Below are 23,998 nucleotides of genomic sequence, written 5' to 3'. Positions count from 1 at the left end.
ATGAACACTTCAATCAACTGTTTCACCCCTCTGCTGTTGAGCCTCGTGATGGCCGGCTGCACGGTTGGCCCAGACTACTCGGCACCCAAACCACCCGAAGAACAGCACTACCTCGCAGACCCACGGCAAGAGGCGCAACTGAGCAATGGCCAGGCGCTGCGCGAAGACTGGTGGGCACTGCTGGATTCGCCCGATCTCAACCGCACCGTCGAACGCGCCCTGGCGCAAAACGGCTCGCTGGTGATCGCCCGCGCCAACCTGGCCAAAGCCCGCGAGGGCGTGGCCATGGCCGCAGGCGGGCGCTTGCCGCAGGTCGATGCAGGCGCCAGCTCGGGGCGGACCAAAGTCGGCGCTACCGCCTTCGGGCCGCAGGCCGAAGACTTCCCTCTGTTCTCCGCCTACGGCGCCGGCTTGAACGCCACCTACGATCTGGACATGTTTGGCGGCGAACAGCGCCAGGTGGAAATGGCGCAGGCCAACGCGCAGGTCGAGCAGCAGGCACTGAACGCCGCCCACCTGGAAGTCAGCGGCAATGCGGTGAGTGCAGCGCTGCGCATGGCCGTGGTGAGCGGGCAGATCAAGGCGGTCACTTCGGTTATCGACTCCGACCAACACACCCTTGAGATGGTGCAACGCGCGGTCAGCGCAGGCATGGCGGCGCCGCTGGATGTGACCCTGGCGCAAAGCCAGCTCGACCGCGACCGCGCGCGCCTGCCTTCTTTGAACCAGGCGCTGGCGGTGAATCGCGGCGCGTTGACCACACTGGTCGGCGCCACTGAATCCCTTTGGACGGCGCCGGACTTTGATTTGAGCAAACTGCAGTTGCCCGCCAATATGCCGGTCGTGGTCCCGTCCGAGCTGGTGCGCCTGCGCCCGGACATCCGCGCGGCTGAAGCCAGGTTGAAGGCGGCCAACGCCTGGGTCGGCGTGACCACCAGCGACCTGTATCCACACCTGACCCTGAGCGCCAGCCTGAGTGGCGAAGCGCTGTTTTCCGGCCCGGCCAATTCCGCGTGGAGCCTGATCGGCGGGCTGGCCGGGCCGGTGTTTCATGGCGGCACCTTATCGGCGCGCAAGCGCGCGGCGGAGGATGCCTATCAAGCCTCCCTTGCCGCGTATCAACAGACGGTGCTGCGGGCGTTTCAACAGGTCAGCGTCAGCCTGCACGGCCTGCAAAACGCCGCCGACGAAGTGCGCGCGCAACAGCAGGCCCTCGACTCGGCAGATAACGCGCTGCGCCTGACCGAGCAGGCCTATCGCGTGGGCAGCGCGGGCATGGTGCAAGTGGTGCAAACCCAGCGCACCCGGCAATTGGCCGAGCTGCAACTGGTGCAAGCGCGCGGCAAACAGTACCTGGAAACAGTCAACCTGTTCCTGGCCATGGGTGGCGGCACGATCAATGCCGCTCCAGCACCCGCCGTGACGCAAAACTGAAGGTCAGCACCGCAAAAATCAATACGCCGGTCGCCACCTGCTGCCAGTAGAAATTCCAGCCGATCAGCAGCAAGCCGTTGGCGATCACGTTGATAAACAGCACGCCGAGCAAAGTGCCGGGAATATTCGCCCGGCCCTGCCGACTCAAGGTGGTGCCGATAAACACCGCGCCAATCGCATTGAGCAAAAAAGCGTTGCCGGACAACGGCACGTAGGCGCTGACCGTCGAACTGAGCAACACCCCCGCCACACCGCACGCCAGGGCTGTGGCCAGCGAAACCACGGTGACAATGCGCCGCACCGACAGCCCCGAGTAATACGCCAGCAAAGGCTGGGTGCCCTGGGCCAGCAGTTCGCGACCCAGGCGCCCGCGTGCCAAGGACAGGCCATAAAACAAGGCCAGGCCCAATACGATCAACAAAGGTGTGAGCCCGGTCAGCTCCGGCTTCAAGCCTTGGGCGATATAGATCGGCTGGCCGCCATCGGAGAGCAATTGCTGGGCGCTGGTGCCGATAAACAAGGTGCCCAGCGTGGCCAGAAACGGGCTGATGCGCAGCCCGGCAATCAGGCCTGCATTCACCACTCCCACCAGCAGCGCAGCAGCGAGTGCGCCGGTGGCAGCAAAGGCCCAGCCGTGCCCACCGTTGAGCAGCACCACAAAGCTGAAGCTGGCGAAATCCAGCGCCGTGCCCACTGACAAATCGATGCCGCCGGCGGCCACCGCGTAGGTCATGCCGATGGCCACAATCGCCAGCAATACAAAGTTGTTCAGCACCAGGCTTTTGAGGTTGCCGCCACTCAGAAACCCCGGTGCCTGTAATGCGAACACCACCACGATAACGGCAAATACCACAGGCAACGTCAGCGGTAACCATGTGCGCAGCGTCATGAGGTCCCCTCTTTATTCAATGCACTGGAAGCCGCGACCACCAACAATATCAACAGCCCTTGCACGCCGTTGACCCAGAAGCTCGACACATTGAGCAACTGAAAACCATTGATCAGAAACCCGATCAGCAACGCCGCCAGCAACGTGCCAGGGATGCTCGCCACCAACCGTCTTGAAAACACCACGCCGAGAAAGGCGATGGCCACCACTGACAGCAACATGTCGCCGGAGCCGGTGGTACTGCCGCTGAAAAACGCTGCCGAACACAGCGCGGCCACCGCAGCGCACAGCCCCGACAACAGGTAGCTCGACAGCACATAAACCGGCACGCGCAAACCCGCCGCTTCGGCAGCCAAGGGATATTCGCCCACCGCATACAGGCGCAGGCCGTAGGCCGAATGCTGGATCAACACCGTCAACAACCCTGCCGTCACCAGCAATACCCAGGCCAGCGCCGGTACGCCCAGCCAGGCGCCGCCGCTGAGCAGATCCAGCAGTGGCGAGTCGGTGGATACCACGGTGTTTTCCGTCAGCACCAGCTCAAGCCCGGCCAGTACATTCATGCTCGCCAGTGTCGCCAGCAGCGGCGGCAACCGCAGCACCACCACGGCCAAGCCATTGAGCAGACCGACCGCCAGGCCGCACGCCAGGGTCAGCAGCAAGGTCTGCCAGAGGTCCAGCCCCGCGTTATTCAGGCGACTGAAAACGGCGGCGCACAGCCCCAGATTGGCGGCCAGTGAAAGGTCGAGCCCGCCGGCGATCACATTCGAGCCGCCGCCGACAATCACACAGGTCAGCCCGAAGGCCAGCACGCCGAGAATCGCCGACTGGCTGAACACATTGGCGAGGTTGCCCACCGACAAAAAGTTCGGCGCCGCCACGGCAAACCCCAGCAGGATCGCCAGAAATACGCCCACTGAACCTCGGCGCACTACCAGTACCCACAGGCGCTGCGAAACACCTGGTGTTACCACTTCAAGCATGTTCAACCTCCCGCACGGGGGGCCGCCGGAACGGTCACCGCGCCCGTAGCGCACGCCAGCAGCTGATCGCTGTCGGCTTCGCGCGCCTGGAATTCGCCTGCAACCCTGCCGCGATGCAGCACCACAATCCGGTCGCTGATCCCCAGCAATTCCGGCAGGTCCGACGACAGCACCAGCACCGCGGCGCCCTCTTCCACCAGCCGTCCGATCAGGCGGTAAATTTCCACCTTGGCGCCCACGTCCACACCCACACAGGGCTCATCCAGCAGGTATACGGCGCAACGGCGGCTCAGCCATTTGCCCAGAGCGACCTTCTGCTGGTTACCCCCGCTGAGTTGGCTGACCGCCGCGTGTGGCCCCGGCGCCTTGATCGCCAGTTCGTCAATCAATCGCAGGCTTTGGACCTGCTCCCGGCGCCGACTCAACAGGCCCCAACGCGTGAACCGCCCGAGCCCCGCCAGCGTGAGGTTTTCCAGCACCGACAGCACGGGCGAAATGCCTTGTGTGCGCCGCTCCTCGGGCACTAACGCAATGCCCGCCGCAATCGCCTGACCGGGCGAGCGCAGGCGCAGCAAGCGCCCTTCCAGATGAACACTGCCGCTGTCGGCTTTCTCGACACCAAACAGCGTTTTGAACAACTCTTTTGCGCCCGAACCGACCAGCCCGGTGAGGCCGACGATTTCGCCGCTCCGCACCTCCAGATCAATATTCTGGTAGCGCCGCGCCAAGTTCAGCCCGCGCACCTGCAGCAGCGGTTCGCCCGGTTCGACCCTGGCTTTGGGGTACATGTCCTGCACCTCGCGGTTGACCATCAGCCGCGCAATCTCGGCGCTGGACGTGTGCCGTGGCTCCACCACCGCCACGTCGCGACCATTGCGCAACACCGTGACCTCATCGCACAGGCTGTCGATTTCCTGCAGGTAATGGGAGATGTACAGGATCGACAAACCTTCGCTGCGCAGGCGTTTGACGATGCGCAGCAATTGGTCGACCTCGCGCTTGACCAGCGCCACGCTGGGCTCGTCGAACACCAGGATTTTGGGCTTGCGGATCAGCGCCCGGGTGATTTGCAGCACCTGGCGCTCGGCGCTGTTGAGTTCGCTCACCAGTGCACCGGGCGGCAGTTGCAGGTCGAAATAGTGCGCCAGCAAACGCTCGGCTTCACGCTGCTGCCGGCGCCGATCCACAAACGGACCACGGCGCAATTCATGCCCGAAAAACAACGCCTCGCCCACGGTGAAACTCGCCGGCAGCAACCGCTCCTGATGGATGAACTGCACGCCCAGCCCGTCCACCTGGCGCGGCGATAGCGAGGCGTACGCCTGGCCGTCAATACTCACCTGCCCCGCATCAGCCCGGTGAATACCGGCGAGGATCTTGATCAGGGTCGACTTGCCCGCGCCGTTCTCGCCGACCAGCCCGTGAATGGTGCCGCGCTCAACCTTGAGGCTGGCATCGTCCAGCGCCACGGTGGCGCCGAAGCGTTTGTGCAAGTGCTGCAAGTGCAACGCGGCCATCAGTCACCCCGCAGTTGCTGAACCTGCGCCAGGTTGGCGGCGGTGGTCAGCAACGTGGCCACGTGGGTTTCCTTGGGCAGATCACGCTGGCCGGCCAGGTAGCGCGCGACGTTCTGCACGGCGGTCTTGCCGATCAGCGCCGGTTGCTGCGCCACCACCGCGCCCACCGGCGAATCCGCCTGGCCTAGCAGCGCCAGCACTTCCGGCGTGCCGTCGACGCCATAGGTTTTGATCTCGGTGCGTTTGGCGTCGATCAACGCTTTGCTCGCGCCCAGTTGCGGAATGTCCCACGCCGACCAGATCGCCGAGACGCTGCCTTTGGGGTATTTGTTGAGCAGGGCCGAGACTTGGGAATAGGCGTCCTGCACGGTGTTGGGGATCACGTCGCGCAGTTCGGGCTGGATGATTTCCAGCTGCGGGTGGTCTTTGAGCGCGAGCTTCAACTGGTCGTAACGAATCGCACATACGGGCACGCCGTAGAAGCCGTTGAACACCAGAATCTTGCCTTTGCCACCGGCGTCTTTGATCAGTTGATCGGCCAGCGCCTTGCCGGTGGCGACGTTATCGGACGTGGTGTTGTTGAGGCTGTATTGCGACGGCGCGTCGATGGTAAACAGCGGGATGCCGGCTTTGCTGATGCGCTTGAGCCAGGGGTCGATCACGCTGAGGGTGCCGAGGGTCTGGATGACCGCGTCGGGCTTTTGGGTGACGACGGTTTGCAGTTGGGTGACGAGGTTTTTGTCGTTACGCCCGGCGTCGAGGGTAATAGGGGTGCCGCCCAGGCGTTTGATTTCATCCACCTGGGCCTGGAAGGCCTTGATGTCGAAGTAGTGACTGGTGCCGGTCATGCTGACCGCGATGCGCTTGCCGGCCAAAGACGGGACGCTGGCGTCGTCTTCACTGGCGGCTTGGGCGACCTGGGTGAGTAGCAAGGCCGCGCCCAGGCAGAGCAGGCGGGAAATAGAGGACAGGGTAAAAGGCATGCTGGGGCTCCGCTGGGCGACCGATGAAAGGGTTCAGCCAGAGGCATTGCAGCGTGCGTGCCAGAAATTTTATTCAGCTAAATCAATGGGATAGCTTTTTAAGCAATGTGCGAATTGTCGCTATCGGCTGCCAAGTGCCTGATTGCTGTTGCTCAGGCAACACTTGCCTGTGTGGCAGGCTTTGTGTGGGAGCTGGCTTGCCTGCGATGCGGGCACCTCGGTGGATCAGGCAGATCCGGCTGATGCGATCGCAGGCAAGCCAGTTCCCACAGAAAAGCGGGCAGGGGTTTAGTCAGCTCCCATCGGCAACCGCTGATCAATCACCTGATACAGCGCACTCTCCTGCGGCCAATTGCGCATGAACCGCGCCCGGTCTTTGGCAAACGCCGACGCAAAACTCGCATCCGACCTGTGCTGACACATGGCATCCAGGTCAATCAACGACCACCGGTCCCCCGCCCAGAACAGGTTATGGCCCTTGAAATCCCCATGGCTGATCCGCTCGCGAATCAACTGCGCAAACAGTTGATCCAGCGCCGCCAGCTCGGCTTCCGGCGCGTCGCCCTGCTCAACATAAGGTGCAAACCGCTCGATAATATCCGGCCCCGGCAGGTACTCGGTCACCAGATAGGCCCGGCTGCGCAGCCACAAAAACCGCTTCTCCAGCACCGCCAGTGGTTTGGGGGTAGCAATACCCAGAAACGCCAGGCGATTGCCTTCACGCCATGAATGCCAGGCCCGGCTCGGGCGCCAGAAACGCTTGAGCCAATGGGCGAAATTCTTGATGTTGTAGCGCTTGATCACCAGCGGGCGGCCTGCTGCTTCAACCTTGGCGACCGTTGCCGCGCCACCGGTCTTGTACAGGTGGCCCTGGTCCAGCAAGGCGTCGGCCTGCGCCAATACCGGCAACATGGCGGGTTCTTCTTCGCGACGAATTGCACGCAAGCCAAAGGCGCCACGCACCACGCTGAACAGCGTGCACTCGCGGCCAACCTTGCTCAGAAAGTCCTTCAAACGCCAGGCGCTGACGTTGCGCACCTGTTTTTCCAGCGCTTCCAGCGGCAAGGCGTGTTCGCCATTGCCCAGCAGGTAATACACCAGTAGCTCTTCGGTGAACGGCTCAAGGTTTTTTGGTAACTGGGCGAAAAACACCCCGAGATTTTCCAGCACGCGCTGGCGCGACAGCGGTTTGCCCGCCTCTTCGACGCGAATGCCGGCGCCGTCGATCAGGTACAACTTGCCGTTCTGGCGCAGCAGGTTGTCCAGGTGCAGGTCTTCCTGCCACAAGCCTTTGGTGTGCATCTGGGCAATCGCGCCCAACGCCTCGGCGAGTACGGCGGTTTGCTCGTCAGCCAGCGGCGGCAGGTTTTCGACCGCTTGCCAGGCATCGGCGAGGCTCTCGGCGCCTTCAATAAACTCGAACAGCAGCCAGCCGCCTTCGCCTTCCTGCAAGCCGTCGGCCAGCAGCAAGGGGGTGGTCAAGCCTTGCTCGGCGAGCAGGCGCACACCGGCGAGTTCACGTTGAAAATGCCGCGCAGCCTTGCCACCCACCAACAACTTGGCCAGCACCGGGCGCCCGCGCCAGACGGCAGCGCCTACGTAACGCTCGCCCGGCAACACGCGCAACAGGCTGAGCAATTGCAATTGGCCCGGGCCGGCGGCGTCCGCCAGCTCCAGGGTCAGCGGCAACTCAGGGGAGCGCCCCGCGTCTTTGAGCCCGGACAAACGCATCAGCGTTTCTCCTTGTGGCTGCGACGAGCCGTCAGACGCTGGTACCAGGCATCGACCAGTGAGCTGTCCTCGGGCTGCTCGAGATAGGCGGCCAGCAGTTGGCGGATTTGCGCATCCGACCACTGGGGCGCACGGCGCAGCAGCGGCTCCAGGTCCTTGACCCGGTCACGCTGGCCGAACAGCAACGGGCGGGTTTTCTCCAGGTCGATCAACTGCGCGGCGTAGGCGTCGCCGCGCGCCTGCAGGAAAATATGCTTGGGGTAAAAACAGCCATGCACCTGCCCCACGCTGTGCAGGTGGCGGGCCAGTTTGCCGCAGGCCAGCAGGATCGCGCGGTGCTGGGTGTCCGTCAGTTGCGGCCACTGTTCCAGCAATGAATCCAGGTCATTCCAGCCGTCGAGGGCGCGGGTCAGCAACATCGCATGGCGTTCGCCATTGACCTTGCGCTCACCGAAGAAGGCGGCCTGCAACGCCGGAATACCGAGCGCGCGGTAACGGCTGATATTGCGGAATTCGCGGGCGAACGTCGGCTCGCCAAACGGTTTGTGCAGAGTGCGCGTCAGGTAGTTGCTCTGGCGCTTGAGGTAATACCCCTGCCCTTCAAGTTCAAGACGAAATACGCTGCTCCAGCCGCCTTCGCTGGTATTGGGTTCGTCCACCGCGTCGAGTTGCCGGGCCCAGAGGGCATCGAAGGTTGCCAGGCCGTGGCGCTCAAGCAGAGCGCGGTCTTCGGCCGCCAGGAAATCACTCATTCGCGTCCCTCGAAAAACTTCACCACGTGGCGAATTCGCTGTTTGTCCGACGCCGACAAATGCGGGCGCTGGCGATATTGCAGGTAGAACCGCAGGCGCTGGGTAGCCGACAAGTGATACTTGGCGACTTTGTCCAGGCAGGCCAGGTCCTTGGTGATCCGGTATTTGAGCCAGAAGCCCCGCCAGAAATCACCGTTGGGGCAATCGATCAGGTACAGGGTCTGGTGGTCGTCGACCAGCAGGTTGCGCCACTTCAAGTCGTTATGGGTGAAGCGATGCTCGTGCATCGTGCGCGTGTATTCGGCGAGCTGGCGGCTGATGGCGTTGACCCACTTGGGGTCTTTCAGGCGGGCATCATTGCGGTCAGCCAGCACGGAGAGGTCTTCGGTTTTCGGCAGCTCGCGGGTGATCATCGCGCCACGGTCGTAGGCCAGGCCCTTGCGCTCCAGGCCCCAGGCCACCACGTCCGCCGTGGGGATGCCCCACTTGGCAAAACGCTTGAGGTTCTGCCACTCGGACTTCACCCGCGGCTTGCCCAGGTAGCGGCGCAGGCCCTTGCCGGCGCCGACATAGCGTTTGACGTAGTAATTGACCCCGCCACGCTCCACCCGGATGACTTCCGACAGCGGGTCGCGGGTCAGTTGCTCGCCCTGCAGGGCGAACACCGCTTCAAGGCTGCCAAAGTCATCCGCGAGGGCGGCGTAAGCAGGTTCCAGGTTCCAACCCGCCATCAGATCGCATCCCCCAGGCGTTGCTTGCGCGCATATAGCTTGTCGGCCTTGCGCTGCAACAGGCTCAGGGACGCCGACTGCTCGGCCAGGATCTGGCGCAACGGCTGACGGAAATAGCCCTTGAGAAAGCGCAACTTGTCGCGCCGGGTCAGGCCGATTTCCAGCGCCGAGTAGTACAGCGCCGACAGGTCCTTGTCGCGCCAGCGCAGCGGCAGATGGGCGCGCAGTTGGGCACGGTGCAGGTCGATCACCGACAGTTTGATGTTATTCGCATCGACCGGTTGCGCGGTGTCCAGCAGGAAGTGGCACAGGTAGCAGTCGCGGTGGTTCACGCCGCCACGGTGCATGTCGCCGACCATGCGCGCCAGCTCGGCTGTGAGCGCGTGGCGCAACGCGGGCGAAGGCGGCTCGGCGACCCAGTTGACGGTCAGGTCTTCCAGGCTGATGGTCGGCGCCAGTTCTTCGGTGATGATGAACGAGTGCTGGTCGGCCGGGTTGCTGCCTTTTTCGCCGAAGGCGACGCCGGTCATGGTCGGCACGCCGAGTTCCTGCAGGCGGTGGATGGCCGCCCACTCAAGGCCGGCGCCGAGCACCGGCAACTTGGCGGTGATCAGGTTTTTGAAGATTTCGCCCCAGCCGATGCCCCGGTGGATTTTCACGAAATACGGGCGGCCGTCGACCTCGGTGCGCAAGGTGCGGCGCGCCGCCAGCTCACGAAACACCTGGCCTTGCAGTTTTTCGACTTCGGCGAAGGCGTCACGCCCGGCCCATAAAGTCTTGAACGGTTCGGCAAGAATCAACTTCATCGTTTTGGCTCCGCCAGAATCACATCCGCAGCGTGCTGCGGCATGCTGTAGAGGTCGGCCGTCTCGGCGAAGGCCAACCCATTGCGGCCCCAGGCCGCGCGCTGTGCAGTGTCGGTGAGCATGTGGGTCAGGTACTGATTGAGCTGCGCTTGTTCGAACGGCTCATCCAGCACCAGGCCGCTGTCGGCTTCGGCGATGTAATGCGCGTAACCGCACACTGCCGAGACCAGCACCGGCAACCCGGCCACCAGGGCTTCGAGCAACACGGTACCGGTGTTTTCGTTGTACGCCGGGTGGATCAACACATCGGCGCCCAGCAGGAAACGCGGGATATCGCTGCGACCCTTGAGGAACTGCACGTTATCGCCCAAGCCCAGGGTGGCGCTCTGCAGTTGGAATACTTTGGGGTCGTCCTGGCCAATTACAAACAGGCGCGTGCGTTTTTTCAGCTCGGCCGGCAGCGCGGCCACGGCTTTGAGGCTGCGGTCGACCCCTTTGGTCTTGAAGCCGGAGCCGATTTGCACGAGCAGCAGCTCGTCATCACCCAGGTTGAATTCCTTGCGGAAACCCTCGCGGATCTCGGCGGCATTCGGCGGTGCACGACGGTCCTGGGCAATGCCCGGCGGCAGCAGGTGGAAGCGTTCCAGCGGCGTGTCGTAGTGCTTGATGAACAGCGGCTGCTGCACTTCGGAGATCATCAACACTTCGGTCTTGGCGTCTTTGGCGAACACCGCACGCTCGTACTCGGCAAAGTGTTTGTAGCGGCCAAAGTAGCGGTATAGCGAATGGCGCAGGTTTTGCGCCTTGTCTTCAAAGCAGCCGTCGGCGGCGTAGTACACGTCCAGGCCGGGCATTTTGTTGAAGCCAATCAGACGGTCCACCGGGCGCTTGGCCAGGTCAGCTTCCATCCAGGCGCTGAGTTTTTCATTGCGCCGATGGTTGAAGAACGCCTTGACCGGCGCCACCAGCACTTCGAAACCGGGCGGGATATCGCCTTCCCAGATCAGCGTGTACACACGAATCTGATGGCCGCGTTGCTGGCATTCCAGGGCGATGCGCATGAAGTCGCGCTGCAGGCCGCCGAAGGGGAAATATTTGTACAGAACAAAAGCCAGTTGCATCAGTGCAGCTCCTCAGCCAATAACAACGTGCTCAGTCGGCTGGCCACACGCTCAGGGTTCAAACGCGTGAAGCACAGGGGCGATTCGCGCTTGATGTCGAACCGGCGAAGATCGTCGGCCGTCGGTTGGTAGGTACAGGTTTTTTGCAGGCACGGCGCGCAGGGAAAATCGCTGGCCAGGTGGATCTGGCCCTTGCCGTAGGCGCCGGTGAGGCCCGGGTTGGTGGGGCCGAACAGCGAAATGGTCGGCACATCCAGCGCGGCGGCCAGATGGCCGAGGCCGGTGTCTACCGCGACGCAAGCGCGGGCGCCGGCCAAGACGCGGGCAACGCCGGCCAGGTTCAACTTGGGCAGCACTTCGGCATTGGCCAGGCCCTGGGCCAGGCGCTCGGCGCGGGCTTTTTCGGCGGCATTGCCCCACGGCAACTTCACGTCCACACCCAGGCGCCCCATGCGCTCGGCCAGCTCGCGCCAGTAGGCCTCGGGCCAGTGCTTGGTATCCCAGGTAGTGCCGTGCAGAAGCAAAACGAAAGGCTTTTTCGGCGGCAGGCCGAGCAGCTTGTCGACGCTCAAACCGTAGTCGCCCAACGCTTTGGGCAAGTCATAGCCCAGGGCCACGGCGAACAGCTGGCGCAAACGCTCCACCGCATGCTGCCCACGGGCCACCGCCAGGCGCCGCGAATAAAAGCGCGCGGCAATGGGCTCGCGGGCCGAGTTTTTGTCGAAGCCGGCCACCGGCGCACGCACGTAGCGGGTCAGCCAGGCGCTTTTCAGCAAGCCTTGGGCGTCGATCACCAGATCGTATTTGGTCGACTGAATGCGCTGCTTGAAACGCCGCCACTCGCCGCTCTTGATGGTCTGCCAGATATTTTTGCGCCAGCGGCGGATGGCCACCGGGATCACCTTGTCCACCGCCGGGTGCCAGGTCGGAATTTCGGCAAAGCCTTCTTCCACCACCCAGTCAAAGCGAATGCCGGGAATGGCCCGCGCGGCGTCGGTCAGGGCCGGCAACGCGTGGATCACGTCGCCCAGGGATGAGGTCTTGATGAGCAGTACGCGCAAACTATCGGACCTCGACCGCAACACCCTGCAACCGCTGCAAGGCTTCATTGACCGACTGCGGCAGCAACTGGCGCATGCAGTTGTAGTGGCCGAAGCGGCAGGTGCGTTCAAAACACGGGCTGCACTCCAGGCCCAGGCGCACCACTTCAACCTGGTCGGCCAACGGCGGCGTGAAACCGGGAGACGTGGAGCCGTATACCGCCACCAGCGGGCGGTTCAGGGCCGCGGCCACGTGCATCAGGCCGGAGTCGTTGGACACCACCGAGTCGGCGCAGGACAGCAGGTCAATCGCCTCGGCCAGCGAGGTATCGCCGCTGAGGTTCACCGACTCTTCACGCAAGCCGGGAATCAGGCGCTGCCGGATGTCTTCGCCGACCGGGTGGTCCTTCTTCGAACCAAACAGCCACACCTGCCAGCCTTCGCGGATCTTGGCTTCGGCGACCTTGGCGTAATGCTCGGACGGCCAGCGCTTGGACTCACCAAACTCGGCGCCAGGGCACAGGGCCAGCACCGGGCGGTCCAGCGTCAGGCCAAACTTGGCCAGGGCGGCGTCACGGCTCACCGGGTCGATTTGCAGACTGGGGCGCGGGTACGGCGTGGGCAGCTCGGCACCCGGCTCGTAGGCCAGGGCCATGAAGCGTTCGATCATCAGCGGATAGCGTGCTTTGTCAAGCGTGCGCACGTCGTTGAGCAGAATGTAACGGAACTCGCCACGCCAGCCGGTGCGTTTGGGAATGCCGGCGAAATACGGCACCAACGCGGACTTGAGCGAGTTGGGCAGCAGGATTGCCTGGTCGTACTGGCCGGCCAGGGATTTGCCGATGCGCCGACGGGTCGCCAGTTCCAGCGCGCCGTGGCCGAGCGGGAAGCTCAGAGCCTTGCGCACTTCGGGCATGCGCTCAAGGATCGGCCGGCTCCACTCGGGGGCGAGCACGTCGATCTGGCAGTCTGGATGGCGCATGCGCAGGCACTGGAACAGTGTCTGTGCCATCACCATGTCACCGACCCAACTGGGCCCAACGATCAGAATATTCATGTAGTTTCCACAAACGATGCGGGGAGGCTTATGCCTCCCCGCCTCGATAATGACTGTAGGTCGCGGCTGGCCAGGGAACCGCTTTGTGTGGGACCAGACTTAATCTGGGAGCCGGCTTTTGTGGGAGCTGGCTTGCCTGCGATGGCATCACCTCGGTGCAACTGATACACCGAGGCGCCTGCATCGCGGGCAAGCCCGGCTCCCACAAAAGCCAGCCTCAACATAAGCCAGGCCCACATTTAATCGAGTTTCAGCTTAACCCCAGTTCTTTCCAGATTCGCATCACCTGGCGCCGTTCGTCGGCAAACTGGTCCCCGGCCACCGTACCGGCCTCGTTTTGCAAGGCCTGGCGGTGCGCGGCGGAACGGTAGGCCTTATACACCTCGCGCAGCAGATGAGCATCGGCGGCGGGCATCAACCCCACCTGCTCCAGCCCTTCCAGAATGCGAATATTGTCGGTGTAGCGCAGCAACGACGGATGTTGCGCAGACCACGCCAAAGCCGCGTATTGCACCATAAATTCAATATCGACGATACCTCCGGCGTCCTGCTTGAGGTCGAACGCCGCCGAGGGCTCGAAGGCATTGGCGCCGGTTCCGGCCGCCGTGGACCTGGTGCCCAGGTTGTCACGCATCTTCGCGCGCATCTCGCTGACCTCCTGGCGCAGCTTGGCCAGGTCGCGCTCCTGCCCCAGCACGTTGGCGCGGACCTGCTCGAATGCCTGGCCCACATCCTGGCTGCCCACCAGCACCCGCGCGCGGATCAGGGCCTGATGTTCCCAGGTCCAGGCTTCATTTTGCTGATAGCGCTCAAACGCGCCGAGCGAACTCACCAGCAAACCGGACGCCCCCGAAGGCCGCAGGCGCATGTCCACTTCGTAGAGTTGGCCGGAGTTGGTCTGAGTGGTCAGCAGGTGAATGATGCGCTGGCCCAGGCGCGTGAAGAACTGCGCGCCATCGATGGGCTTGGCGCCGTCGGTTTCGGCCTGAGGGTCGCCGTCGTGGATGAACACCAGATCCAGGTCGGAGCCATGCCCCAGTTCGATGCCGCCCACCTTGCCGTAACCGACAATGATAAAGCCGGGGTCGCACAGTGTGCCGTCCACCCGTTGCGGCGAGCCATGGCGTGCAACCGTCTGGCGCCAGGCCAGGGCCAGTACTTGCTCCAGAATCGCCTCGGCGAGCCAGGTCAGGTAGTCGCTGACTTTCATCAGCGGCAGGCTGCCGGCAATTTCCGAAGCGGCCACGCGCAGGCGGTGGGCCAGCTTGAAGTGGCGCAAGGCTTCCATTTGTTGCTCAAGGTCATCCTCGGGGATGCGCGTGAGGCGCTCGCGCAGTTCGGCGGCCAGCTCCGGCGCCAATGGCGGCTTGAACAGGCGGCCTTCGTTGAGCAATTCGTCGAGCAACAGCGGGAAACGTGTGATTTGTTCGGCGATCCACGGGCTGGCGGCGCACAGGGTCAACAGGCGGCGCAGCGCGTCAGGATTTTCCGTGAGCAGCACCAGATAAGCGGAACGTCGCGCGACGGCTTCCACCAGCGGCAGCACGCGTTCAAGCACCAGGTCCGGGTTGGCGTGCTCGACGGCCTGAGCCAGCAGGCGCGGGATAAACGCATCCAGCCGCTCACGGCCGAGGCGCTGCATGGCGCGCAATTGCGGGCTGCTGCGCAAACCGGCCAGCGCCTTGAGGGCCTTGGGCGCGTCGGCAAAACCGCCTTCGGCCAGTTGGCGGCAAGCGGCGTCTTCGTCCTGGGATTCTTCCCACAATGGCAACCACTCGCCGCCGACAACCAACTCGCTTTCTTCACCCTCTTCTTCATCCGGGTCGGCAATCACTTGGCGGAAATGCCAGTCCACACGGCCACGCCAGTACATCAGGCGCTCGTGGAACGCAGCCCAGTCAGTGAAGCCCAGCATGAAGGCTATGCGGGCCTGATCTTCAGGGCTATCGGGGAGCATTTGGGTCTGCCGGTCGGCAATGGCCTGAATGGCATGCTCGGTGTAGCGCAGGAATTCATAGCCATTGCGCAATTCGCTGATCACTGCCGGCGGCAGATAGCCCTGGCCTTCCAGCGTGCCGAGCACCTTGAGCAGCGGACGCTGTTGCAGGCTGAGGTCGCGGCCGCCGTGAATCAGCTGGAACGCCTGGGCGATAAATTCGACTTCGCGGATACCGCCGGAACCCAGCTTGATATTGTCGGCCATGCCCTTGCGCCGCACTTCCTGCTGGATCAGCTGCTTCATGGTGCGCAGCGCTTCGATGGCGGAGAAGTCCAGGTACCGGCGGTAAACGAACGGACGGAGCATCTCCAGCAGTTGCGCACCGGCCACCTGATCGCCCGCCACCACGCGCGCCTTGATCATGGCGTAGCGTTCCCAGTCGCGGCCCTGGTCCTGGTAGTACTGCTCCAGCGCATTGAAGCTGAGCACCAGCGCACCGGCCGAACCGTAGGGGCGCAGGCGCATGTCGACGCGGAACACGAAGCCGTCGACGGTCATCGGGTCGAGGGCCTTGATCAGTTTTTGACCCAGGCGAATGAAAAACTCCTGGTTATCCAGGGCGCGTTTGACGCCCACCGTCTCGCCGCCTTCGGGGTAGGCGAAGATCAGGTCGATGTCGGACGACAGGTTCAGCTCCACCGCGCCGAGCTTGCCCATGCCGAGGATGACCATGTGCTGGGCTTCGCCGCTGCGCCGACCGGTGGGCGTGCCGAACTGCACGCAGTGGCGCTGATACAGCCATTGATAAGCTTGGTCGATGCTGGCGTCGGCCATGTCGGAAAGGTCACGGCAGGTTTGCACCAGGTCGGCCTGGCGAGTGAGGTCGCGCCAGATGATGCGCACTTGCTGGCGCGTGCGCTGGCGGCGCAGCACGCGGCCCAACTCATCTTCAGTTTCGGCCTGTTGCACGGCGCCGGCGATCTGGCTGCACAGCTCGCCGGGCGCAAAGCCGCGGTCCAGCTCACCCCAGGCCACCAGCTCGAGCAACATCAAAGGGTCACGAAGGCTCTGTTCAATGACGAAATCACTGGCGGCGCACACGCGGGAGAAGTCGGCCCACCGTTGCGGCGTCCACGCAGAAAGTCCATGATCGTCGTCCAGCGCGGCCACTGCGTCACGAAATGACTGCTCGGCCCGCTGGGCAAAAGGCAAGAGAACGGCCGGCAGTTCGGCCAGCGTGGGAAGGCTCATGGTCTATCCTTGTTCGGCGCGTAAAAGGCGTGTTGCCGTGAAGGCAAGAACCACGCTTGGTGAAGGACTGTCGAACAAAGGTGAGAAATAGCTGAAATTAATTTCATTTTGGCAGCCAGCATCAAACTTTCACCTTTTCTTGTTCGCAAAAGATCAACAATAACGATTATGCTCACCAGCCAGACCGAGCCATACGCTCAGTCTTGTGTAGTTTTACTACTCGTATATACATTCGAAAGGCTGAAATGGCCGACGATTTGTAGTAAAACTACAGGACGCCGAAGCAACCTTCGGCCATCCAAGAATTTATGTCGTCTGCCCACAAGGCCAGTCGCAAACTTCAGGCAACCGATTCTGGTAGCCTTTCCGCCCTGGAGCAAGCCATGCAAGACCTCGATCCCGTCGAAACCCAGGAATGGCTGGACGCCCTGGAATCGGTTCTCGACAAAGAAGGCGAAGACCGTGCTCACTACCTGATGACCCGTATGGGCGAACTCGCGACCCGCAGCGGCTCGCAGTTGCCTTACGCCATCACTACGCCATACCGCAACACCATCCCCGTTACCCACGAAGCACGCATGCCTGGCGACCTGTTCATGGAACGCCGCATTCGCTCGCTGGTACGCTGGAACGCCATGGCGATGGTAATGCGCACGAACTTGAAGGATTCGGACCTGGGCGGTCACATCTCCAGCTTCGCTTCCAGCGCTACCCTGTATGACATCGGCTTCAACTACTTCTTCCAGGCCCCGACCGACGAACACGGCGGCGACCTGATCTACTTCCAGGGCCACACCTCCCCAGGCGTTTACGCCCGTGCGTTCATGGAAGGCCGCATCACCGAAGAACACATGAACAACTTCCGCCAGGAAGTGGACGGTAACGGCCTGTCGTCGTACCCGCACCCTTGGCTGATGCCTGATTTCTGGCAGTTCCCGACTGTGTCCATGGGCCTGGGCCCGATCCAGGCGATCTACCAGGCACGCTTCATGAAGTACCTGGAAGCCCGTGGCTTCATCCCTGAAGGCAAGCAGAAAGTCTGGTGCTTCCTGGGCGACGGCGAGTGTGACGAGCCGGAATCCCTGGGCGCCATCTCCCTGGCCGGCCGCGAGAAGCTGGACAACCTGATCTTCGTCATCAACTGCAACCTGCAGCGCCTCGACGGCCCGGTTCGCGGCAACGGCAAGATCATCCAGGAACTCGAAGGCGTGTTCCGTGGTGCTCAGTGGAACGTGACCAAAGTCATCTGGGGCCGTTTCTGGGACCCACTGCTGGCCAAGGACGTCGACGGTATCCTGCAACGTCGCATGGACGAAGTCATCGACGGCGAGTACCAGAACTACAAAGCCAAAGACGGCGCGTTCGTGCGTGAACACTTCTTCAACACGCCTGAACTCAAGGCGATGGTTGCCGACCTGTCCGACGACGAGATCTGGAAACTCAACCGTGGCGGCCACGACCCGTACAAGGTCTACGCGGCGTACCACGAAGCGGTCAACCACAAGGAACAACCGACCGTCATCCTGGCCAAGACCATCAAGGGTTATGGCACCGGTGCCGGCGAAGCGAAGAACACTGCGCACAACACCAAGAAGGTCGACGTCGACAGCCTGAAGTTGTTCCGCGACCGCTTCGACATCCCGGTCAAGGACGAAGAGCTGGAAAACCTGCCGTTCTTCAAGCCGGAGCCGAATAGCGCCGAAGCCCGTTACCTGGCCGAGCGCCGCGCCGCACTGGGTGGTTTCGTACCTCAGCGTCGCGCCAACAGCTTCAGCGTACCGACGCCGGACCTGAGCACCCTCAAGGCCATCCTCGACGGCTCGGGCGACCGTGAAATCTCCACCACCATGGCCTTCGTGCGTATTTTGGCGCAGCTGGTCAAGGACAAGGACATCGGCCCGCGCATCGTTCCGATCATCCCGGACGAAGCCCGTACCTTCGGTATGGAAGGCATGTTCCGTCAGTTGGGCATCTACTCCTCCGTCGGCCAGCTCTACGAGCCAGTCGATAAAGACCAGGTGATGTTCTACAAGGAAGACAAAAAGGGCCAGATCCTCGAAGAAGGCATCAACGAAGCGGGCGCCATGAGCTCCTTCATCGCTGCCGGTACTTCGTACTCCAGCCACAACCAGCCGATGCTGCCGTTCTACATCTTCTACTCAATGTTCGGCTTCCAGCGTATTGGCGACCTGGCGTGGGCAGCAGGCGACAGCCGTACCCGTGGCTTCCTGATCGGCGGCACCGCCGGCCGTACCACGCTGAACGGCGAAGGCCTGCAACACGAAGACGGTCACAGCCACATCCTGGCTGCCACCATCCCGAACTGCCGCACCTTTGATCCAACCTACGGCTATGAGCTGGCGGTGATCATCCAGGACGGCATGAAGAAGATGACCGAAGAGCAGCAGGACGTTTTCTACTACATCACCGTGATGAACGAGTCCTACCAGCAGCCTGCAATGCCGGCTGGCGTGGAAGAAGGCATCATCAAGGGCATGTACCTGCTCGAAGAAGACACCAAGGAAGCAGCGCACCACGTACAGCTGATGGGCTCCGGCACCATCCTGCGCGAAGTGCGTGAAGCGGCGAAGATCCTGCGTGAAGAGTTCAACGTTGGCGCTGACGTGTGGAGCGTGACCAGCTTCAACGAACTGCGTCGCGACGGCCTGGCCGTAGAGCGTCACAACCGCCTGCACCCTGGCCAGAAGCCACAGCGCACCTTCGTTGAAGAGTGCCTGAGCGGCCGCAAAGGCCCGGTGATTGCTTCGACCGACTACATGAAACTGTTTGCTGAACAAATTCGCCAGTGGGTCCCGTCCAAGGAATTCAAAGTCCTGGGCACCGACGGTTTCGGCCGCAGTGACAGCCGCAAGAAGCTGCGTCACTTCTTCGAAGTTGACCGTCACTTCGTGGTGTTGGCAGCCCTGGAAGCCTTGGCTGACCGTGGTGAGATCGAGCCTAAGGTAGTGGCTGACGCTATCGTGAAGTTCGGGATCAACCCGGAAAAACGCAACCCACTGGACTGCTGAGGAGACTTTTTGTGAGCGAACTCATTCGCGTACCTGACATCGGCAGCGGTGAAGGTGAAGTAATCGAGCTGTTTGTGAAGGTCGGCGACACTGTCGAAGCCGACCAGAGCATTCTGACCCTGGAGTCCGACAAGGCCTCCATGGAAATTCCGGCGCCGAAAGCCGGTGTGGTCAAAAGCCTGAAAGTGAAGCTGGGCGACCGCCTGAAAGAAGGCGACGAACTGCTTGAGCTGGAAATCGAAGGTGCCGCCGATGCGGCGCCAGCGGCGGCACCTGCTGCCGCTGCTGCGCCGGCTGAAAAGCCTGCCGAAAAAGCTGCCGAGGCCCCTGCGGCCCCGGCTGCCGCTCCGGCCGCAGCCTCTGTTCAGGACATTCACGTCCCGGACATCGGCTCGTCGGGCAAGGCCAAGATCATTGAGCTGCTGGTCAAGGTCGGCGACACCGTCGAAGCCGACCAGTCGCTGATCACCCTGGAGTCCGACAAGGCCTCCATGGAAATCCCTTCGCCGGCTGCCGGCGTTGTGGAAAGCATCGCGGTCAAGCTGGAAGACGAAGTCGGCACTGGCGACTTCATCCTCAAGCTCAAAGTACAAGGTGCTGCACCGGCTGCTGCCCCAGCACCGGCCGCCGCTCCTGCGGCCAAGGCTGAAGCGGCTCCGGCCGCTGCTGCTCCTGCGCCTGCTGCAAAAGCCGAGGCCGCACCGGCCCCTGTTGCTGCCGCGCCAGCGCCAAGCGGTGCCAAGGTTCACGCAGGCCCTGCGGTACGTCAGTTGGCCCGCGAGTTCGGCGTTGAGCTGAGCGCAGTGGCTGCCAGCGGTCCTCACGGCCGTGTGCTGAAGGAAGACGTGCAGGCTTACGTCAAAGCCATGATGCAGAAAGCCAAGGAAGCGCCGGCTGCTGGCGGCGCTACCGGTGGCTCGGGCATTCCGCCGATCCGCACCGTGGACTTCAGCCGCTTCGGCGAAGTCGAAGAAGTGCCGATGACCCGCCTGATGCAAATCGGCGCAGCCGGCCTGCACGCCAGCTGGCTGAACATCCCGCACGTGACCCAGTTCGACCAGGCCGACATCACCGACCTGGAAGCTTTCCGCGTTGCGCAGAAAGCCGTGGCCGAAAAGGCCGGCGTGAAACTGACCGTGTTGCCGCTGCTGCTCAAGGCGTGTGCGCACCTGCTCAAGGAGCTGCCGGACTTCAACGCTTCGCTGGCGCCAAGCGGCAAGGCGATCATCCGCAAGAAGTACGTGCACATCGGCTTTGCGGTCGACACCCCGGATGGCCTGCTGGTACCGGTCATCAAGAACGTCGACCAGAAGAGCCTGCTGCAACTGGCTGCCGAAGCCGCCGCACTGGCTGCCAAGGCCCGCGACAAGAAGCTCACCCCGGACGACATGCAGGGCGCCTGCTTCACCATCTCCAGCCTCGGTCACATTGGCGGTACCGGCTTCACGCCAATCGTCAACGCGCCGGAAGTGGCGATCCTGGGTGTTTCCAAGGCAACCATCCAGCCAGTGTGGGACGGTAAAGCGTTCCAGCCGAAGCTGATGCTGCCACTGTCGCTGTCCTACGATCACCGCGTGATCAACGGCGCGGCAGCGGCTCGCTTCACTCAGCGCCTGAGCCAGTTGCTGAACGACATCCGCACCATCCTGCTGTAAGCCTCAACGGGCCTCCCCTTGTGCGGGGAGGCCTGGCTGCACCGATTTCCGAGCGCCACGCTCGTACCTCAACCCCGCTTTTGCGGGGCTTTTTTTTGTGGTGAGAGGCTTGCTCGCGCACCTCATTTGCGAGTCCTGTGCGTGCGTCAATGCACCACCCATCAGCCCGATTGCAGAAATCCCTCCCGCGGCCGATAACACCCATATAGCACTTAGCCTTCATCCTCTCTTGTCAGTACGTGCCGCATGATGCAACCTTGCCGCAGGCGACAGTAAAGAGGGCGTGAGCCCGGCGCCGTGCGCGTCTTCCCAAGCGAGTTTCCCCCATGAAAAGCCAACCCGATGTCGCCCGTATGGCGGCCGAGGTAGTGACGCAATTACCGGTGCCCTCGCGCCTCGGTATGCTGCGTTTCGAGCGGCTTAATGAGGCAAGCTGGGCCTTGCTGTACCTGGACCCCAATTGCGAACGCCAATTCGGCCTGCCGGCGGTCGAACTGTGCGCCCTGCTCGGCACGCCCTACGCCAGCCTGATGGAGCCCCAGGCGCGCTATCAATTGCACGACGCGATCCAGCAGCAACTGGCCCAGAGCCCGCATTACCTGGTGCGCTACACCCTGCACACCAACGACGGCCCGCTGAGCCTGCTGGAAATGGGCGAGGCCTACAAACAACACAATCGTCACCTGTTGCGTGGCTACCTGATGGTGGTCGACGGGCTGTTCAGCGAAATCCCCACCACCGCCCCGACTGCCGACCTGGAGAACCAGAACAGCCGCCTGCAGATCGCCCTGGAACTCAACCAGCGCGCCCAGCAGGAACAGTTGCAGCATCTGGAACGGGTACGCGCGCAACAGGAACTCATTCTGCTGTTGGCGCGCCAGCGCTACACCACACCCAATTCGCTGCAGGAAGCCGCCGAGCTTATCACCCGCAGCGCCTGCGATATCTACCAGATCGATTGCGCCAGCATCTGGAACCTCGAGGGCCAGCGCCTGGTGCCGATCTCGGCCTACCACCGCGCCGACCAGCAGCACCACCTGCCGGAATCCATCGACGCCAGCAGTTTCCCCGACTACCTGGAAGCCCTGCAATCCAGCCGCGCCATTGACGCCACCCACGCCATGCGCGACCCGCGCACCCGTGAGATGGCCGAAAGCCTGCGCGCCAAGGATGTGCACGCGATGCTCGACGCGAGCATCCGCGTAGATGGCCAGGTCGTCGGCGTGTTGTGCCTTGAACAGAGCGGCAGCTCGCGCGCGTGGCAATCCGACGAAATCGCCTTTGCCGGCGAGCTGGCGGACCAGTTCGCCCAGGTCATCAACAACCACAACCGCCGCACCGCCACCAGCGCCCTGCACCTGTTCCAGCGCGCCGTCGAGCAAAGCGCCAACGCCTTCCTGCTGGTCAATTGCGATGGCGTGGTGGAGTACGTCAACCCAAGCTTCACTGCGATCACCCAGTACAGCGCCGAGGAAGTCCACGGCCACCGCCTGGCGCAGTTGCCGGCGCTGGAGAACCTCAGCGAATTGCTGTTCGATGCGCCGTCCTCACTGGCCAAAAGCAACAGTTGGCAGGGTGAATTCAAGAGCCGACGCAAGAACCTCGAACCCTACTGGGGCCAGCTGTCGATTTCCAAGGTGTACGGCGACAACCGCGAGTTGACCCACTACATCGGCATTTACGAAGACATCACCCAGACCAAGCTCGCGCAGCAGCGCATCGAGCGCCTGGCCTACACCGACAACCTGACCAACCTGGGCAACCGCCCGGCGTTCATCCGCAACCTCGATGAACGCTTCGCCCGCGACAGCGACAGCCCGATCAGCCTGTTGCTGGTGGACATCGACAATTTCAAGCGTATCAACGACAGCCTCGGCCACCAGACCGGCGACAAGCTGTTGATCAGCCTCGCGCGGCGCCTGCGCAACAGCCTGAGTGCCGGCGGCAGCCTGGCGCGGTTTGCCAGTAACGAGTTCGCGGTGCTGCTGGATGACACGGACCTTGAGACGGGCCAGCAAGTTGCCAGCCAGTTGCTGACCACCCTCGACAAGCCGATGTTCGTCGACAACCAGTTGATCAGCGTCACCGGCTCCGTAGGCCTGGCCTGCGCGCCGCTGCATGGCCGCGACCCGCAAACCCTGATGCGCAACGCAGGCCTGGCCCTGCACAAAGCCAAAGCCAACGGCAAACATCAGGTGCAGGTGTTCACCGAAGCGCTGAACGCCGAAGCCAGTTACAAATTGTTTGTGGAAAACAACCTGCGCCGCGCCCTGACCCAGAACGAGCTGGACGTGTTCTACCAGCCCAAGCTGTGCCTGCGCAGCGGCCGCTTGCTGGGCATGGAGGCGCTGCTGCGCTGGAACCACCCGGAAAAAGGCATGATCCGCCCCGACCAGTTCATCAGCGTGGCTGAAGAAACCGGGTTGATCATCCCGATCGGCAAATGGATCGCGCGCCAGGCGTGCCGCATGAGCAAGCAACTGAGCGCCAATGGCATGGGCAATTTGCAGGTGGCGATCAACCTGTCACCCAAACAGTTTTCCGACCCGGACCTGGTGGCCTCCATTGCCACCATCCTCAAGGAAGAACAACTGCCGGCCAACCTGCTGGAGCTGGAGTTGACCGAAGGCCTGCTGCTGGAAGCCACCGAGGACACGCGCCAGCAACTCGACCAGCTGAAAAGCTTCGGCCTGACCCTGGCCATGGACGACTTCGGTACCGGGTACTCGTCGCTGAGCTACCTGAAGAAATTCCCCATCGACATCATCAAGATCGATCGCAGCTTTATCCACGAAATTCCGGACAACCAGGACGACATGGAAATCACGTCGGCCGTGATCGCCATGGCCCACAACCTCAAGCTCAAGGTGGTCGCCGAAGGCGTCGAGACCGCTGAGCAACTGGCGTTCCTGCGCCGCCATCGTTGCGACGTGGGCCAGGGCTACCTGTTCGACCGGCCAATCCCCGGCGCAGAGCTGCTGGAAAAGCTCAAACGCTACCCGCGCGGGCCAATCGCCTGACAGCGCTGTAACACTCGGGCACACTGGCGGTCTGTCTTATTACGTAACTCAATCTGACTG

Annotated in this window: 16 protein-coding genes; 4 read left to right on the top strand and 12 right to left on the bottom strand. The window is 62.7% G+C overall.

Annotated elements, in window-relative coordinates; translation table 11 throughout:
* Positions 1-1,434, top strand: coding sequence for an efflux transporter outer membrane subunit (locus ATI14_RS09525; RefSeq protein WP_016972652.1), 1,434 nt, complete (start codon positions 1-3; stop codon positions 1,432-1,434).
* Here ATI14_RS09525 and ATI14_RS09520 read toward each other — a convergent pair.
* The 12 genes from ATI14_RS09520 to glnE all read right to left on the bottom strand — a co-directional run bounded on the left by ATI14_RS09520 (position 1,397) and on the right by glnE (position 16,234).
* Entirely contained in the window at positions 1,397-2,323 is a 927-nt protein-coding gene (locus ATI14_RS09520) for an ABC transporter permease (RefSeq protein ID WP_016972653.1), read from the bottom strand. The genes ATI14_RS09525 and ATI14_RS09520 overlap by 38 nt on opposite strands.
* Positions 2,320-3,306: an ABC transporter permease gene (locus ATI14_RS09515; RefSeq protein ID WP_016972654.1), complete on the bottom strand. Its 987-nt coding sequence runs from the start codon at positions 3,304-3,306 to the stop codon at positions 2,320-2,322. The genes ATI14_RS09520 and ATI14_RS09515 overlap by 4 nt, the downstream gene beginning before the upstream one ends.
* 2 nt (positions 3,307-3,308) lie before the next feature.
* A complete protein-coding gene (locus tag ATI14_RS09510) occupies positions 3,309-4,823 on the bottom strand; it encodes a sugar ABC transporter ATP-binding protein (protein ID WP_016972655.1) in 1,515 nt (504 codons plus the stop codon).
* Positions 4,823-5,806, bottom strand: coding sequence for a sugar ABC transporter substrate-binding protein (locus ATI14_RS09505; protein ID WP_016972656.1), 984 nt, complete (start codon positions 5,804-5,806; stop codon positions 4,823-4,825). Before ATI14_RS09505 ends, ATI14_RS09510 begins: the two co-directional genes overlap by 1 nt.
* A gap of 288 nt (positions 5,807-6,094) precedes the next feature.
* A complete protein-coding gene (locus tag ATI14_RS09500) occupies positions 6,095-7,537 on the bottom strand; it encodes a lipopolysaccharide kinase InaA family protein (RefSeq protein ID WP_016972657.1) in 1,443 nt (480 codons plus the stop codon).
* Positions 7,537-8,289 (bottom strand): lipopolysaccharide kinase InaA family protein, encoded by a 753-nt coding sequence (locus ATI14_RS09495; protein ID WP_016972658.1) that lies wholly within the window; start codon positions 8,287-8,289, stop codon positions 7,537-7,539. Before ATI14_RS09495 ends, ATI14_RS09500 begins: the two co-directional genes overlap by 1 nt.
* Positions 8,286-9,020: a lipopolysaccharide kinase InaA family protein gene (locus ATI14_RS09490; protein ID WP_016972659.1), complete on the bottom strand. Its 735-nt coding sequence runs from the start codon at positions 9,018-9,020 to the stop codon at positions 8,286-8,288. The genes ATI14_RS09495 and ATI14_RS09490 overlap by 4 nt, the downstream gene beginning before the upstream one ends.
* Entirely contained in the window at positions 9,020-9,826 is an 807-nt protein-coding gene (rfaP, locus tag ATI14_RS09485) for a lipopolysaccharide core heptose(I) kinase RfaP (RefSeq protein ID WP_016972660.1), read from the bottom strand. Before rfaP ends, ATI14_RS09490 begins: the two co-directional genes overlap by 1 nt.
* On the bottom strand, positions 9,823-10,947 hold the full coding sequence (locus tag ATI14_RS09480; RefSeq protein WP_016972661.1) for a glycosyltransferase family 4 protein: 1,125 nt from the start codon (positions 10,945-10,947) through the stop codon (positions 9,823-9,825). The genes rfaP and ATI14_RS09480 overlap by 4 nt, the downstream gene beginning before the upstream one ends.
* Positions 10,947-12,008, bottom strand: coding sequence for a lipopolysaccharide heptosyltransferase I (gene waaC, locus ATI14_RS09475; RefSeq protein WP_016972662.1), 1,062 nt, complete (start codon positions 12,006-12,008; stop codon positions 10,947-10,949). Before waaC ends, ATI14_RS09480 begins: the two co-directional genes overlap by 1 nt.
* 1 nt (position 12,009) lies before the next feature.
* Entirely contained in the window at positions 12,010-13,044 is a 1,035-nt protein-coding gene (waaF, locus tag ATI14_RS09470) for a lipopolysaccharide heptosyltransferase II (protein WP_016972663.1), read from the bottom strand.
* Between the two features lie 250 nt (positions 13,045-13,294).
* Positions 13,295-16,234, bottom strand: coding sequence for a bifunctional [glutamate--ammonia ligase]-adenylyl-L-tyrosine phosphorylase/[glutamate--ammonia-ligase] adenylyltransferase (gene glnE, locus ATI14_RS09460; protein ID WP_016972664.1), 2,940 nt, complete (start codon positions 16,232-16,234; stop codon positions 13,295-13,297).
* Between the two features lie 383 nt (positions 16,235-16,617).
* Here glnE and aceE point away from each other — a divergent pair, with 383 nt between their 5' ends.
* From aceE to ATI14_RS09445, 3 genes are all read left to right on the top strand, one after another.
* A complete protein-coding gene (gene aceE, locus ATI14_RS09455; RefSeq protein ID WP_016972665.1) occupies positions 16,618-19,263 on the top strand; it encodes a pyruvate dehydrogenase (acetyl-transferring), homodimeric type in 2,646 nt (881 codons plus the stop codon).
* Positions 19,264-19,274: 11 nt separating this feature from the next.
* Positions 19,275-20,918: a dihydrolipoyllysine-residue acetyltransferase gene (gene aceF, locus ATI14_RS09450; RefSeq protein WP_016972666.1), complete on the top strand. Its 1,644-nt coding sequence runs from the start codon at positions 19,275-19,277 to the stop codon at positions 20,916-20,918.
* Positions 20,919-21,244: 326 nt separating this feature from the next.
* Complete coding sequence (locus ATI14_RS09445) at positions 21,245-23,938, top strand: putative bifunctional diguanylate cyclase/phosphodiesterase (RefSeq protein ID WP_016972667.1); 2,694 nt, start codon at positions 21,245-21,247, stop codon at positions 23,936-23,938.
* Positions 23,939-23,998: the final 60 nt, after the last annotated feature.

The organism is Pseudomonas tolaasii NCPPB 2192, assembly GCF_002813445.1.
In the GTDB taxonomy this organism is placed as follows: Bacteria; Pseudomonadota; Gammaproteobacteria; order Pseudomonadales; family Pseudomonadaceae; genus Aquipseudomonas; species Aquipseudomonas tolaasii.
This window is presented reverse-complemented; position numbering and strand designations above follow the sequence as displayed.